A 15,503-nucleotide genomic window follows, 5' to 3' on the forward strand; every position below is an offset into this window, starting at 1 on the left:
TGGAACACCACGTACCTCATGCCAGCCGGATGACGTACGTGGTGTTCCACCCACGGTCGACCGGTCAGCGCGCCGCGCCCACCAGTTGCTCCTCGGCCTCTTCGATCCGCTGGTTCCACTCGCCCTTGGACGACTGCCAGCCGTCCTCGTCGACGCCGCGCCGCCAGTAGCCGGAGATGGACAGCGCCTCCTTGGGCAGGCTGTGCTCGACCCGCAGCAGGTGGCGCAACTCCTTGACGAAGTGTGCCTCGCCGTGGACGAACGCGTGCACCGCGCCGGGCAGGAACTCCAGCGCCCGTACCGCCTCGACCAGCGCCTCCCCGACGACCCGGCCCCCGCGGTGCAGCCAGACGATCTCGGCCGCCCCCTCGGTGACCAGCTTCTGCTCCTCGTCCGGACCGGCCACCTCGACGAAGACCCGGGCCGGGGCGTCGACCGGAAGCCGTTCGAGCGCGGCGGCGATCGCCGGCAACGCACTCTCGTCCCCGGCCAGCAGGTGCCAGTCGGCGTCCGGGCTCGGCGCGTACGCCCCGCCCGGTCCGCGCAGCATGATCTGGTCACCCGGGCGGGCCTGCGCCGCCCACGGTCCGGCCAACCCCAGGTCGCCGTGGTGGACGAAGTCGAGGGTCAGTTCCAACGCCGTCGGATCCCAGGCCCGCACGGTGTACGTCCGGGTCCGGGGCCACTGCTCGCGGGGCAGGTCCCGACGGACCGCCGCCAGGTCCAGCGGGTCCGGGTATACCACCCCGTCCGGTGGGAAGATCAGTTTGACGTAGTGATCGGTGAAGGCCCCGGCACCGAACCCGGACAGCCCGTCACCACCCAGCACCACGCGGATCATGTGTGGGGTCAGCCGCTCGGTACGCTGCACCGTAGCATAGATGACCTGGGATTTGTTCCTGGCGTCCGTCACGAAGTAAGGCTAGCCTAAGCGGGCGGTGGACCGGATTGGGGTACGTCGACGGCATGCGAATACTGATGATCGGCGGATCTGGCCTGGTCGGCACGATGATCCTGCCCCACCTCGCCCGACAGCACGAGATCCGCGTCCTGGACCCTCGACCATCCGCACCCGGTCCCTGGGAGTACGTCGCCGGCGACGCCACCGACTTCGCGGCGGTCACCGAGGCCGCCGTCGACACCGACGCCCTCGTCTACCTGGCGATGGGCCCACTGGCCGGCTGGGGTGAGGTGGCCAACGTCGCCGCCCACTTCGACGCCAACGTCAAAGGGCTGCACCTGGCACTCTGGGCCGCCGCCGAGGCCGGGGTACGACACGCGGTGGTGGCCAGTTCCATGTCGGTCTACCCGAACCCCGCCGACGACGAGACGTACCCCGATCCGGACACCCCGCCGGGCGCCACCGACTTCTACGGGCTGACCAAACGCCTCGGCGAGCAGGTCGGCCAGGCCGCTGTCGCCGAACACGGGATCAGCCTGGTGGCGTTGCGGCTCTGCCTGCCCACGCCGGACGACCGGTGGCCCCGCGATGACGATCGATGGAGTCGTACCATCGCCACGTCTGCCCGGGACACCGCGTCGGCCGTGGACGCCGCGCTGGCGTACCGGGGGCACGGGTTCACCGCGCTGACGATCAGCGGTGATGCGGCCGGACGGATGACCAACATCGACGCCGCCCGCCGGCTACTCGACTGGGAGCCACAGGACCCCACCAAACCGTGATCGTCGACACCGGGCGGTTGCTGGCCGGAACACGAACCGGTCAGCCCGCTCCGGTCAGCCGCCTGCTCCGGTCAGTCTGCGCGCATCTCCTGCCCCGCCGACCCTGTCGACTCGTCGCGGCCTTGCCAAGCTGGTCACCCGCTCGGTACTGGACGGACCCGCGCCCACCTCGTCCACGACGAAAGGCTGAGCGAGGCGGCCGGACCTGCGCCGGCTCTCCTGACCACCAGGTGGGCGTCAGGAGAGCCGGACCGGCATCAGCACCGAGAACGTCCCCTCGTCGGCGGGCAGTCGGATCGCCAACGGGTTGATCGGTCCGTCGAGTTCGAGCACCAACTGCCCCTGGCCGCTGGCACCGAGCGCGTCGAGCAGGAAATCCCCGTTTACCCCGACGTAACCGGACTGGTCGAGATCCAGACCAGCACCGTCCACCACCGTCAGACCGCCCGTCTCGTTCACGGTGAGGATGGCGACGTCGTACCGTACGCCGTTGTGCTCGCGTACGACGGTGGGTGCGACCTCCGGGGCCAGCGCCGCGCGCAGTGCCGGCGCATCGACGGTGACCTGCTGGCCGCCGGATGTCCCGAACCGGCCGCCGAGCCGATCGCCGAGCAGTCGCCGGTAGTCGGGGAAGTCGTGCTCCAGCGTGGGCATGGCGAGGCGGTGTCTCGGCAGTTCGACGGTGATCACCGTCGGAGTCAGGACGAGCTCCACCGGCTCGTCTTCGATCAGCAGCTCTCGTAGCTGGTCGATCAGGGTCGCCGGGACGAGCAGGTGGGCCGGGGGACCGGTGACCTGACCGATGGCCGACTCGGCCACGGCGAGCCGGAACCGGTCGGTGGCGACCAGACGCAGCGTCTCCGGCCCGACCTCGCACCAGACGGCGTTCAGCATAGGCAGCTCGGGATCACGGCCGATGGCGAACCGGACGGCGTCGATCGTGGCGGCGAGTTCCGCGCCGGTCAGGGTGAGGCGAGTGGCGATGGGGGTCTCGTCGTGGTCGAGTAGGTCGCGTACCCGGGACAGCTCCCGGCGGGCGTCGGCGAGCCCGTCCTCCAGCCGGCGTAGGTGCGCGTCCAGCAGGCGACGCACGGCCGCCGGGTCGCAACGTTGGGCCGCCACCGCCTGACTGATCTCCGCCAGCGGCATGCCGACGCGGCGGAGACCGGCCACCATCCGGGCCGGGACGATCTGCTGCGGGTCGTACCAGCGGTAGCCGGTAGTCGGGTCCACGGCTGCCGGCACCAGCACGTCGGCCCCGTCGTAGAACCGCAGGGCGCTGACGCTCAGCCCGCTGGCCCGGGCCATCTCACCGATGCTGTGCAGCTCGCCGTCCACACCACGATCCTGCCGCCTCGACCAGGTCGAGGGTCAAGCCGGCTCGGGCCCTTCCCTACGTCGAGGCGTCGGGTTGGAAGACCGCACGGACACAGTCGTCGCGTTTGTCCTTGAAGAGTTGGTAGCCCTCGGTTGCCCGGTCCAGTGGCATCCGGTGCGTCGCGAGATGCTCGGTCCGCAGCTCGCCACTGCGCATCCGGTCCAGCAACATCGGGATGTAGCGCTGCCCGTGCTGCTGGGCGGAGCGCAGGGTCAGTCCCTTGTTCATCACCGCGCCGAGCGGAAACTTGTCGACCAGCCCGGCGAAGACCCCGAGTACGAAGACACTGCCGCCCTTACGGCAGGCGTGGATCGCCTCCCGTACCGCGATCGGCCGGTCCGTCTCGATTCGCAGTTGCTGCTTGACCTGGTCGTAGAGGAACTGTGGCCCGGAGCTGTGCGCCTCCATGCCGACCGCCTCGATGCACACGTCCGGCCCCCGTCCGCCGGTACGCTCGCGCAGCTCGCCGCCGACGTCGGTACGCTCGTAGTTGATCGTGTCAGCGCCGATGTGCCGCTCGGTCATCCGCAGTCGATAGTCGAACCGGTCGATGCAGATGACCCGTTCCGCACCGAGTAGCATCGCCGCGCGGGCGGCCATCTGTCCGACCGCCCCGCAGCCCCAGATCGCCACCACGTCCCCGGGACGTACGCCGCCGAGGTCCGCCCCCATCCAACCGGTCGGGGCGGCGTCCGAGGCGAACACCGCCCGGTCGTCGCTCACCTCCTCGGGCACCCGGAACGCGCCGGTGTCGGCGTACGGGACCCGCACGTATTCGGCATGGCTACCGGCGAAACCACCCATGGCGTGTGAGTAGCCGTAGCAGCCGCCCGGGGCGAAACCCCAGGCCATCTCGGCGATCGCCGGATTGGTGTTGCCGTTGTCGCAGCAGGCGAAGAGCCCCTGCCGGCAGTACCAGCATCGCCCGCAGGAGATGAACGAGCAGACCACCACCCGATCGCCGACCGAGTGCCGGTGCACATCCGGCCCGACCTCCACGATCTCGCCCAGGAATTCGTGCCCGAGCACGTCACCGGCCTGCATGAACGGGATGTACCCGTTGATCAGGTGCAGGTCGGAACCGCAGACCGCGCTCTGCCGCACCTTGACGATGGCGTCCTGGGTGTTGCGGATCTGCGGGTCCGGGACCCGCTCGACCGCCAGCTTGTCGACACCCTCCCAGCACAGCGCCTTCATCCGGCCGCCCTCACACTCGTCCCTGGTCGCGGCCGTGCCGGGTGGCCACCTCCAACGGCCGGTTGAGCAGCGTGCGGCGGGTCGTGCTGGGCCGGTCGGGGCTGAGCAGCTCACCCGTCTCGGCCAACTGCTTGGCCTGGCGCAGTGCGGTGCGCAGCGCCATCCGCGGATCGTCGCCGGTGAGATGGGCGACCATGCCGGTCAACACGTCCGAACCGCCGGCGCGCAGCCGGACCGCCAACTCGGTGCCCCGCCCGCCGGGTGCTGGCCGGACCCGGGTCTCGACCCCGTCGCCGAGTCGGACGAGTGGTTCGGGCAGCTGGCCTTTCGGCGCGACCTGGGCCGGGGGCCGGTCGACGGTCACCGTCTGCCACCGGGACGCCCACCTGCCGGTGGAGCCCCGGCCCGGCCAGTTGCCCCGACCCGGACGGGACAACGCCCGGTGCATCGCGATCGCCCCGGCCGTAACGACGGCCGCCGCCGCTGCCGCACCCTTCGTCACCCGTCCCATCAGCCTCACCCGTCCCTCGTCGTTCGCCCGGGTTCCACCGCTGTACGACGTTCCGCTTCGGCAATGGTGGGCAACGGTCGGGTGAACCAGGCTCCCCCCGAAGGGGTGAAGCTCGGCGGCTCGGGTATCCGGCGCCGGCGAGCAGCGGTCGGCCCTGTCGACGGGCGGCCTCGGATATCCGTTCGGCCGGACCCGGGGGCGGGGGACATCCGCGCGCCGGAGGGTGGCGTGGTCGTACTGGCGGAGGTGATGGGGCGGAGATGGTGGAGGACCGGATCGGGGATGGTCGAAGGCTCCCGCCGTTGCTGGCAGCCAAACTGGCGGTGGCCGCCCTGCCCGGCGAGACGGTGGCGAGACCCCGACTGTTCCGGCTGCTCGACGCCGGTGTCACCGGGCCGGTCACCCTGGTCAACGCGCCGGCGGGCTGGGGCAAGACCACGCTGCTGAGCGCCTGGAGCCGGGCCCGGGACGCACGGACACCCGCCTGGCTCTCGGTCCAGTCCGGTGACACCGGTGACCGGCTCTGGGCGTACCTGTGGGCGGCCCTGATCCCCGATGGCCCGGATGGTCGTGTCGTTGCCGGGTCTGTTGGTCGGCCCGGCTTCCTCGAACATCTCGCGGCGGTCCTCGCCGAGCGGGCGGAGCCGACGATCCTGGTCGTCGACGACCTTCACCTGGTCGACGATCCGACCGTACTCGACGGCCTCGAAGCCCTGCTCCGGCACACGGGGGACCGGCTGCGCCTGGTGCTCGGCTGCCGGCGTGCCCCGACGTTGGCCCTGCATCGCCGCCGGCTCAGCGGCGAGCTGACCGAGATCGGTGCGACCGAGTTGGCGTTCACCGCCGAGGAGACGACCGAACTGCTGGCCGCACACGAGGTCACCCTGGCCGCCCGACAGGTGCACGACCTGCGCACCCGGACCGAGGGCTGGCCGGCCGGGCTGCGTATCGCCGCCCGGTGGCTACGCGGACACCCCGACCCGGAGCGGTTCGTCGCCGGGTTCTCCGGGGACCATCCGGACGTCGCCGGCTATCTGGCCGAGGAGGTGCTGGCCGCGCTGCCCGACCGGGAACGGGACGTGTTACGCCGTATCGCGGTCACCGACCAGGTCTCCGGTGACCTGCTCGACGCCCTGACCGGGGAGACCGACGGTGACCAGGTGCTGGCCGAACTGCACCAGCGGCTCGGGTTCGTCGTGCCACTCGGTCCCCGGCCCCCGTGGTACCGGTGTCACCGGATGTTGGCGGAGTTGCTCCGCAGCGAGTTGCGGCAGTGGCCGACCGACCGGGTGGTCGAGCTGCATCGTCGGGCAGCCGCCTGGCAGGTGGCGCACGCCCGGCCGGAGGCGGCACTCCGGCACGCGCTCGCCGCCGGGGACCGGGCGCAGGCAATCGACCTGCTGGTCGGGCACTGGACCGAGTTGCTGCCGTACGGTCCGGGCGAACCGGACCCGACATCCGTCGCACCAGCGGCGTCGGGTGTAGGAGCGGTGTCGGGTGTAGCAGCGGTGTCGGGTGTACCGGTCGGGCCGGCACGGGACGCGCTCGGGCCGGCCGGAGCGTCGACCGCCTTCGGAGATTCGGAGCTGGCCCTGGCGTACGCGGCGGAGCACCTGAGCCGGCACGATCCGGCGGCTCGAGACTGGCTGCGGCGTGCCGTGGCTGACGAAGGTTTGCGTACCGGGAAGCGGGCAGATCGGTTCGCCGTGCCGGTCGCGGCACTGCAACTGGCCGCCGCGCGACTCACCGGCGACCCGGCGGACGTACGCCCCGCCGTCGACCGGCTGCTCGCCGTCGCGCCCCCGGGCGGACCGGCCGCCGGCCAGCCCCCCGCCGACCTCGCCCTGCGGGCCATCGCGCACACCACACTCGGCAGCACGCTGCTCGGTGCCGGTGACCTGTCAGCGGCCGAGGCCGAACTCACCGTGGGCCTGGCCGACGCGGAACCGGCTGGTCTGCCTCGGGCGACCCGAGCCTGTGCGGCCGGGCTCGCCCTCGTGCACGCGGTCCGGGGCCGGCTGCGCGCCGCCGAGGAGGCGGCGCGGATGGCGCTGGAACCGACCCCCCGACCGGGCGGAGCCACGTTCTCCCCGGCTGAGCCGCTGCCGCATGGTCCGCATCCGGGCGACTGCGCCGCCGCCCACCTGGCACTGGCGGTCGTCGCCCTGGAACGGAACCGCCCGCTGGACGCCGACAGTCAACTCGCCCTCGCCGGCCAGTGGCCTGGTGCGGGCGGCGACCCCGCGCTTGCCGCGCTCGCCGCCCTGGTCCGGGCGCGGCTGCTACGGGTACGTGGCGATCTGGCCGGCGCCCAGCGGATCCTGCGAGCCGGCCGGGAAGAGTTGGCCGACCTGCCGGAGTCCGTGGAGCTGACGCACGGGCTGTTGGCGGCCGAGGCCGACCTGCATACCGCGCACGGCGACACCACCGCCGCCCGTGATCTGTTGTTACCCCTGGTCAATGGTGGTCCGCCGCCGTTCGAGGCGCTCGCGGTGGCGCTGGCCCGCAGCTACCTGGCCGACGATGACGCGGCTGCCGCGTCCCGGGCCCTGCCCACATGGACCGATCCGGCGGCGCACCACTGGCCGGTGCCGGTACGACTCACGGCCGGTCTGCTCGACGCGCTGGCCGCTTGGCGACTCGGTGACCGTCGGCGGGCCGCACACACCCTGGAACAGGTGCTCGCCGTGGCGGAACCGGAGGGCTTCCGGTGGGTCTTCGTCCATGCCGAGCCATCGACCCGGGATCTGCTCGCCGCGCATCTGGACACCGGCACCGCCTACTGGCCCACCATCAGCGAGCTGGTCGTGGCGCAGGAGCCGCCGAACAGCGGGCCGGTGGCCCGGCCTGCCCTCGGCGAGCCACTGACCGAACGGGAACTGACCATCCTGCGCTACCTACAGAGCATCCTGTCCAATGTGGAAATCGCCAGCGAGCTGTCCCTGTCGGTCAACACCGTCAAGACCCACATCCGCAACATCTACCGCAAACTTGACACCAGTCGCCGCCGGGAGGCCGTCCGCCGGGCCCGGGAACTGCGTCTGCTCTGACTGCCGAGGCGTGCGCCGGCCAGGCACAGTCAGGTACCGGCCGCCTGGTCGACAGCGGCCAGCAACTCGGTCAGGGCGTACGAACCGTCGTGCCGGATGCCGTTGACGAAGAACGTCGGTGCGTGGTCCACCCCGCTGCGTATTCCGGTGACGAAGTCGTCCCGGACCGGACCCAGGTGGGCGTGGGTACGTAACTCCTCCGCCACCTCGTCCAGCGGTAGTCCGAGCTGCTGCACACCGAGCGAGAGATGGACCGGGTCGAGCTGGTCCTGGTGTTCGAAGAGCCAGTCGTGCATCGTCCAGAACTGCCCCCGGGCACCGGCCGCCTCGGCCGTCTCAGCGGCGTTCTCCGCGTACGGGTGCACGTTGATGATCGGGAAGTGCCGGAACACCAGCCGTACGACCTCGGCACGCTGCCGTAGCAGCTCGGTCAGGTTGGGATGGGCAGCCCCACAGTGCGGACACTGGAAGTCGGCGTAGACGACGACGGTCACCGGGGCGTCGGACGTGCCCCGGATGTGGTCCTCCTCGGTCACCGGCGTCCGCAACCGGCTGACCGTGACCTGCAACGGGGTACTCACGGGTCACAGCCGTACGGTGATGTGGTTGTGCACGTCGACGATGCCCGGCGCGGACCAGGCGATCCGCTCGGCCACCTCGCGTTCGAGCCAGGACCGGACGGTGCCGCTGAGCATGATGACGTCGTCCCGCACCTGGATGTCGATGTGTTCGGCGTCAGCCTCGGCGGTGCGGGTCAGGGCGTCCTTGATCCGCTGCGTCAGGTCGTCCGGCGTCGGTCGGTCACCGGGCCGGACGAAGATGCCGTTGCTGACCCCACGGACGGCGGTCAGCTGGCACACGGCCCGCTCCGCCGCCCGTTTCTGGTGTTCCCACTCGACCTCGCCGCGCAGGGTGACCCAGCCATGGGAGACGGTCACGTCGAGTTCCCGGATCGACACGAAGGCATCCCACTCCAGGGTCTCGGTGACCGCCGTGGCGATCTCCGTATCGCTGCGTTCGGCCGAGGCCGGCAGCCGTACCTCGATGTCGTTGGCCACCGCGCGAACCCGGTTCACCCGGTGCGCGGCCCGTTCCGCCGCCCACTTCTTCGCGTAGTTCTCCACCCAGCCGGCGAGGGTCACCACACCCTCGGTCACCGACACACCGATTTCGTTGGGTTGGATCCGCGGTTCCCAACTCAACTCGTCGAGCACATCGTTCTGGATGTCCCGATCGGTGCGGGTGACCGATTGTGCCGACATGCGTTCCTCCCGAGGTCCCGTCGTTGGGTGCACGCCCCGGCCAACCGGTGCGGCACCCGTCATCGCTGATGCTCGCGCCCCGCCGGGTGAGTCGCCCTCGTCCGCAGCGGGTGATCCAGCCGTCGTGGCGGCGGACGAATCGACTGCCGTGGAATTCCCGGCCCGTGCCCCCCGAGACCACCCGGTGGGCCATATCGTGGGTCCTCGACAGCGGGCCGGTGGTTGCGGCGACGACGGTGAGGAACGGCGGATGACGACGGAACAGGAAGCGCCACCGACGTCCCCGGACGGGGCGGATCACACGGAAGAGTCCGGCTCCCGGGGTCGTACCGCCGGTCGTTTCCTGCTCCGGCTGCTGCGGCACGAATGGACCCTGGCCTCGATCGGCGGGCTGCTGCTCGCGGTCGTCCTGACCTGGCCGACGCTGCGGGACATCACCGAGACGATCCCGCAGGACATCGGCGACCCGATCCTCCAGGCGTGGCAGATCGCCTGGGGTGGGCACGTGCTGACCACCGACCCGACCCAGCTCTGGCACTCCAACACGTTCTTTCCGGAGCCCTACACCTACGCCTATTCCGACACGCTGCTCGGCTACGCCCCGGCCGGCATGATCGGCGAGGGGCCGGTCGCGGCCGTGGTGCGCTACAACATCCTGTACGTCCTGGTGCACGCGCTCGCCTTCGTCGGCGCGTACGCCCTGGTCCGTCAGCTCGGCGCGAACCGGATCGGCGGGGCGGTGGCCGGCGTGGCCTTCGCGTACGCCCCGTGGCGGTTGGCCCAGGCCGGCCACCTGCACGTGCTCTCCATCGGCGGGATCGCGCTCGCCCTGGCGATGCTGGCCCGAGGCCATGGCTGGTCGCTGCGGCACGGCTACCGGCCGCAGCGGCGCCGGCCCGGTTGGGCGCTGGCCGGCTGGCTGGTCGCCGCCTGGCAGATCACCCTCGGCTTCGGCGTCGGCCTGCCCTTCGGGTACGTCCTCGGCCTGCTCTGCCTGGCGGCGCTGGTCGGGTACGGCTGGTCGTGGTGGCGGCGGAAGGCGCGGCCCGTCTTCGGCGGTCGACTGCTCGCGGCTGACCTGGTCGGTGGGGTGCTCTTCGCGGCGGTGACCTTCTTCATGGCGCTGCCCTACCTGGAGGTGGTGGAACGGCACCCGGCCGGGCGGCGCACGCTGGCGCACATCGAGATGTTCTCGCCGCCGTTGCGCGGCTTCTTCATCGCGCCGTCCGAGTCGTGGCTCTGGGGTGAGCGGCACGCCGCCGCCCGGGACACCTTGACGTTCGCCGGGGAGATGACCCTGCTGCCGGGGGTCACCCTGATCGCGCTGGCCGGTGCCGGGCTGTTCCTCTCCGCGTGGCGGCCGATCCACCGGGTGTTCCTCGCGGTCGGCGTGCTGGTCAGCGTCGCACTCGCCTCGGGTACCCGGTTCGGCGGCGACGGTGATCCGGGCTACGCGACACTGGTCAACTACTTCCCTGGCTGGGACGCGCTGCGTACGCCGGGCCGGCTGGTGCTCTGGACCACGCTGCTGCTCGCCATACTGGCGGCTGGTGCGCTCAGCGCGAATCTGCGTCGGCCGGAGCCGATCGCCGCACCGGTCGCCGGCACGGCTACCGACACGACTGCTCGACCCGTCGCCGGAACGGCTACCGACACCGAGACCGGAACGGCCGCTCGGCGGCGCCCCCGGCGCCGATGGTTCGTCCGGTTGGCCATGCTCGTGCCGCTCGCCCTGGTCATGCTGGAGGGGATCAACCTCACTCCACATGCGACGGTCATCCCGCAGCCGGCCGCCCTTCGGGACCAGGCCGGTCCACTGCTGGTGCTACCGAGCGACGGCATCCTCGAATACAGCGTCATGCTCTGGTCGACGGATGGTTTCCCCCAGGTCGTCAACGGACTGGCCTCGTTCACGCCGGACACCCAGGCACAGACCCGGGCGATGACGGTGAGTTTCCCGGACGCGGCGAGTGTCGCCTATCTACGAAACCTCGGTATCCGAACCGTTGTCGTGCTTCCCGGGTATGCGGTGGGCACCCCATGGCAGGATGTGCTTGACCGGCCGGTGGACGGACTGGATGTCCGACGCGAGGAGATCGCTGGCGCGGTGGTCTTCCACCTCAGCTGATTGGTGTCCCGACCGGGTCGGACGGCGTGTCCGTCCGGCGACCAAGCGCGGGATGCCGGGGAGGTGGGGGATGGACCGGCAGGCGGCGGCGCTGTTCGGGGGCATTGTCGCGGTGGGGCTCGGACCTGCCGTCTGGCTGGGCGGCACGCTGTTCCGGGTTGATCCGGCCCCACGGAACCCGGTGCCGGTGATGACCGAGTTGCCGACCGTCGCGCCGACCGAGTCCAGGACCACGCCGGGGGCGACCCCCGATCCGTTGCCCACCGAACCGACCGGTCCCTATCGGGGTGGCCCGGACTGGTATCCGTCCGGGGGGCCGACCTTTGTCCCCGATCCGGTCGATCCGCTGCCGGAACCGAGCGAATCGGCGGCGCCGTCGGGTTCGCCGTCGCCGGGGGAGACCCCGCCACCCGCGACGCCCGATCCCGGCACCGAGCCGCCGAGCCGCCCATGGCCCGCCGTGCCCTGGCCCGCTGATCCGTGGTCAGACCATCCCGGGCCGGATCGGCCAGGGCCAGGTTGGCGGACCCAGGTTGACAGACTGCATCCGTACATGTGAATGTTTGCGCGTGGCCGGTGCGGGAGCCGAGCCGGTGTGGGAGCGTAGGGCCGTCTCCCACGTCAGGTAGTTTTCGCTCCCGCACGTGCCCGGCGCTGGCGGTCGGTCGATCCCCACCATCCGGGACCCGGCTTGCCGTGGCGCGGGTCGGTGACCCGCCCCTGACGCGATGCGGGACTTCCGAGAGGAAGCCGTGATGCGTAGGAGTCCTGGCGGCGTACTCGTGTCCGCCGCGACCGCGACGGCGGTCGCCGTCGCCACTGGCGCGGTGGCTGCCGCCGCCCAGTTGATCATTGGCCCGTCGACCTCGGCATCGGCCGCCGTGGTGGAGCCGTACTCGTGGAAGAACGTCCGGATCGACGGTGGCGGGTTCGTCCCGGGCATCGTCTTCAACCAGACCGAACGGAACCTGATCTACGCGCGTACCGACATCGGGGGTGCCTACCGCTGGGAGCAGGCCAGCCAGTCGTGGACCCCGCTACTGGACTGGGTGGGCTGGGACCGGTGGGGCTGGAACGGGGTGCTGAGCATCGCCACCGATCCGGTCCAGACCAACCGGGTGTACGCCGCCGTCGGCATGTACACCAACAACTGGGACCCGAACAACGGTGCGATCCTGCGCTCGGCCGACAAGGGGGCCACCTGGCAGGCGACCGAACTGCCGTTCAAGGTCGGCGGCAACATGCCCGGTCGAGGCCAGGGCGAACGACTCGCCATCGACCCGAACCGCAACAGCATCCTCTACTACGGTGCCGAAGGCGGCAACGGACTGTGGCGCAGCACCGATCATGGCGTCACCTGGGCGAAGGTCGCCAGTTTCCCGAACCCCGGCAACTACGTCCAGGACCCGGGCGACAGCAGCGGCTACCTGAGCCAGAACCAGGGAGTCACCTGGGTCGGCTTCGACAGGAGCACCGGTACGGCCGGCAACACCACCCAGACCATCTACGTCGGGGTGGCGGACAAGCAGAACCCGATCTACCGCAGCACCGACGGCGGCACCTCCTGGGCACGCCTCCCCGGCTCGCCGACCGGCTACCTGGCCCACAAGGGCGTGGTCGACCACATCGGGGGACACCTCTACCTCGCCACCAGTGACACCGGTGGCCCGTACGACGGGGGCAAGGGCGACGTCTGGAAGTTCAGCCGGAGCACCGGAGCGTGGACCCGGATCAGCCCGATCCCGTCCAGCAGCTCCGACGACTACTTCGGCTACAGCGGACTGACCATCGACCGGCAGAACCCGGACACGATCATGGTGGCCACCCAGGTCTCCTGGTGGCCGGATGCGATCTTCTTCCGGAGCACTGACGGCGGCGCGACCTGGACCCGGATCTGGGACTGGACGAGCTACCCCAATCGCAGCAAGCACTACACGATGGACGTCGCCTCGGTGCCCTGGCTGACCTTCGGCAGCAACCCGGCCCCACCCGAGGAGACCCCGAAGCTCGGCTGGATGAACGAGTCACTGGAGATCGACCCGTTCGACGGCAACCGGCTGATGTACGGCACCGGCGCGACCATCTACGGCACCACGAACCTGCGGGACTGGGACTCCGGCAGCCAGATCACCATCCGGCCGATGGTCAAGGGGCTGGAGGAGACCGCCGTACTCGACCTGGTCAGCCCGCCGACCGGGGCATCGTTGATCAGCGGACTCGGCGACGTCGGCGGATTCCGGCACACCAACCTGGACGCCGTACCACCGATGATGTTCACCAGCCCCATCTTCACCTCCACCACCAGCCTGGACTACGCCGAGTCCAACCCAGCGGTCATGGTCCGGGCCGGCAACTTCACCGACGCCGACCGGCCGAACGACAGTCACGTCGCCTTCTCCACCGATGGCGGGGCCAACTGGTTCCAGGGCACCGAGCCGGGCGGCATCAACAGCGGCGGTACGGTCGCCGCCTCGGCCGACGGCAGCCGCTTCGTCTGGGCTCCGGGCGACTCCGGCCAGCCGGTGGTCCGCTCGGTTGGCTTCGGCAACACGTGGACCACGGCGACGGGCATCCCGGCCAACGCCCGGATCGAGTCCGACCGGGTCGACCCGAACCGGTTCTACGGCCTCAGCGGCGGCCGGTTCTATGTCAGCACCGACGGCGGAGCGAGCTTCACCGCCACCGCCGCCACCGGCCTGCCGACGGACGGGCGGTTCACGGCACTGCCCGGGACCGCCGGGGACATCTGGTTGACCGGTGCAGAGGCGGCCAGCGGCGGGATCTGGCGTTCGACTGATGCCGGGGCGAGCTTCACGAAGCTCACCACCATCACCGGCGCGGTCAGCGTCGGCTTCGGTCGGGCGGCACCGGGCCGGACGCACCCGGCGGTCTTCACGATGGGCACGGTCGACGGCCGTACCGGCGTGTACCGCTCCGACGACACGGGCGTGACCTGGGTACGGATCAACGACGACCAGCACCAGTACGGCAACGCCGGTGAGGCGATCACCGGTGATCCCCGGATCTACGGCCGGGTCTACCTGGGCACCAACGGCCGGGGCATCCTGTACGGCGATCGGCTGGGCGGCCCGACCACCGGTCCGACGGCCACCCCGACAGGCAGTCCGACCACCGGTCCGACGGGCAGCCCGAGTCCGACTGGTGCGCCGACCACCCCGCCTCCGACGACACCGCCCCCGACCAGTTCCCCACCGGCCGGGGCGTGCGCGGCCAGCTACCGGGTGACCAACTCCTGGTCGGGCGGCTTCCAGGCGGAGGTGACCGTACGTAACACCGGCTCGTCGGCGGTCACCGGTTGGGCGGTCGGTTGGACGTTCCCCGACGGCCAGACGATCTCCCAACTCTGGGGCGGTACGCACACCCAGACCGGCGCGAACGTCACGGTCCGCAATCTCTCGTACAACGGCAACCTCGCCCCGAACGCGACGACCACCTTCGGCTTCCTCGGCACATGGGCCGGGGTCAACGGCGTACCGGCGACGATCAGCTGCACCGGATCCTGACTCGGACCGGGTGGCCGAGCCGTCGGAAGGCGGCCGGCCACCCGGACCATCGGGACGACATGATCCCCTGGCCGCCGGGTGGGGTTCGGGATCACGGTTGCCGCGTGGCGCTGGTCAGGGTGGTGGTCACGATCTTGTGGACGGCTGAAGGCTCTGGGCTGTCCTTCCGCTCGGTGAACAGTAGGTGCGCGGCACCGATCAGGGTGGGCGCGAGCGTATGGATGTCGGCGTCGAGCGCGATCCGGCCGAGGTCGCGTTCGGCCGTCAGGTAGCCGGCGATCATGGCCGTGCTCTCGCCGACGAGCGGGAACTGGGCGGTACCGGCTGCGCGCAGCCGTGCGCGTAGCTCGTCCCGGGCGATGATGAGGGCCACGATTGCCACCATGACCGGCTCGAAGAGGGTTATCAGGGCACGGGTCAGGTTGTCGGCGACGGTACCGGTCCCTGCCGCGTCCCGCAGCGCGGTGGCCTGCGCCTCGACCCGCGCCACACGGTCGAGAACCAGGTCGGCGAGAAATGCATCGAAATCAGCGAAATGTCGATGCAAGACGCCCTTGGCGACGCCCGCCTCGGTGGTGACCGCCCGGCTGGTCAGGCCGGTGACCCCCGCCTGGATCAGCACCCGTTCCGCCGCGTCGAAGAGTTGTTGACGTGGGTCCCGCAACGCTACGCCGGTGGGCAACGCGTACCTCCTTCGATCGCTGGAACGTCTGCGATCGCCTTAGTGGGCAAGCGCCCATTAAAGTGGGCGCATGGTCACTCTATCGCCC

12 protein-coding genes are annotated in these 15,503 nt (G+C 70.8%); 5 read left to right on the forward strand and 7 right to left on the reverse strand.

From position 1 onward, the window contains the following. Positions 1–64: 64 nt before the first annotated feature. Entirely contained in the window at positions 65–913 is an 849-nt protein-coding gene (locus tag FHR38_RS22485; protein WP_312882341.1) for a siderophore-interacting protein, read from the reverse strand. A 53-nt stretch (positions 914–966) separates the two neighbouring features. Between FHR38_RS22485 and FHR38_RS22490 the strand changes: the two genes are divergently transcribed. Next, complete coding sequence (locus tag FHR38_RS22490) at positions 967–1,683, forward strand: NAD-dependent epimerase/dehydratase family protein (RefSeq protein WP_184536533.1); 717 nt, start codon at positions 967–969, stop codon at positions 1,681–1,683. A 237-nt stretch (positions 1,684–1,920) separates the two neighbouring features. Here the strand turns inward: FHR38_RS22490 and FHR38_RS22495 are convergent, their stop codons facing one another. The 3 genes from FHR38_RS22495 to FHR38_RS32440 form a co-directional block, all read right to left on the reverse strand. Beyond that, positions 1,921–3,009 carry a DNA polymerase III subunit beta family protein gene (locus FHR38_RS22495; RefSeq protein ID WP_184540057.1) on the reverse strand — a complete coding sequence of 363 codons (1,089 nt, stop codon included), beginning with the start codon at positions 3,007–3,009 and terminating at the stop codon, positions 1,921–1,923. 67 nt (positions 3,010–3,076) lie between these two features. Next, positions 3,077–4,258, reverse strand: a complete 1,182-nt coding sequence (locus FHR38_RS22500) for a zinc-dependent alcohol dehydrogenase (RefSeq protein ID WP_184536534.1) — start codon at positions 4,256–4,258, stop codon at positions 3,077–3,079. A gap of 10 nt (positions 4,259–4,268) precedes the next feature. Further along, the gene (locus FHR38_RS32440) at positions 4,269–4,769 is read right to left on the reverse strand and encodes a hypothetical protein (RefSeq protein ID WP_246446694.1); all 501 of its coding nucleotides are present in this window, start codon (positions 4,767–4,769) and stop codon (positions 4,269–4,271) included. A 260-nt stretch (positions 4,770–5,029) separates the two neighbouring features. Here FHR38_RS32440 and FHR38_RS22510 point away from each other — a divergent pair, with 260 nt between their 5' ends. Beyond that, positions 5,030–7,819: a winged helix-turn-helix domain-containing protein gene (locus tag FHR38_RS22510; protein ID WP_184536535.1), complete on the forward strand. Its 2,790-nt coding sequence runs from the start codon at positions 5,030–5,032 to the stop codon at positions 7,817–7,819. A 29-nt stretch (positions 7,820–7,848) separates the two neighbouring features. Here FHR38_RS22510 and FHR38_RS22515 read toward each other — a convergent pair whose 3' ends face one another. Both FHR38_RS22515 and FHR38_RS22520 read right to left on the reverse strand, forming a co-directional pair. After that, positions 7,849–8,400: a DsbA family protein gene (locus tag FHR38_RS22515; protein WP_184536536.1), complete on the reverse strand. Its 552-nt coding sequence runs from the start codon at positions 8,398–8,400 to the stop codon at positions 7,849–7,851. A 3-nt stretch (positions 8,401–8,403) separates the two neighbouring features. Then, positions 8,404–9,081, reverse strand: coding sequence for a BON domain-containing protein (locus FHR38_RS22520; RefSeq protein WP_184536537.1), 678 nt, complete (start codon positions 9,079–9,081; stop codon positions 8,404–8,406). A 250-nt stretch (positions 9,082–9,331) separates the two neighbouring features. On the opposite strand from FHR38_RS22520, the gene FHR38_RS22525 reads away from it, so the two are divergent. The 3 genes from FHR38_RS22525 (at position 9,332) to FHR38_RS22535 (ending at position 14,733) form a co-directional block, all read left to right on the forward strand. Then, complete coding sequence (locus FHR38_RS22525; RefSeq protein ID WP_184536538.1) at positions 9,332–11,209, forward strand: putative glycosyltransferase family protein; 1,878 nt, start codon at positions 9,332–9,334, stop codon at positions 11,207–11,209. A gap of 70 nt (positions 11,210–11,279) precedes the next feature. Further along, complete coding sequence (locus tag FHR38_RS22530; protein ID WP_184536539.1) at positions 11,280–11,768, forward strand: hypothetical protein; 489 nt, start codon at positions 11,280–11,282, stop codon at positions 11,766–11,768. Positions 11,769–11,964: 196 nt separating this feature from the next. Beyond that, positions 11,965–14,733, forward strand: a complete 2,769-nt coding sequence (locus FHR38_RS22535; protein WP_184536540.1) for a cellulose binding domain-containing protein — start codon at positions 11,965–11,967, stop codon at positions 14,731–14,733. A 91-nt stretch (positions 14,734–14,824) separates the two neighbouring features. Here the strand turns inward: FHR38_RS22535 and FHR38_RS22540 are convergent, their stop codons facing one another. After that, positions 14,825–15,415, reverse strand: a complete 591-nt coding sequence (locus tag FHR38_RS22540; protein WP_184536541.1) for a TetR/AcrR family transcriptional regulator — start codon at positions 15,413–15,415, stop codon at positions 14,825–14,827. Positions 15,416–15,503 lie beyond the last annotated feature (88 nt).

This window comes from Micromonospora polyrhachis, assembly GCF_014203835.1.
GTDB lineage: Bacteria > Actinomycetota > Actinomycetes > Mycobacteriales > Micromonosporaceae > Micromonospora_H > Micromonospora_H polyrhachis.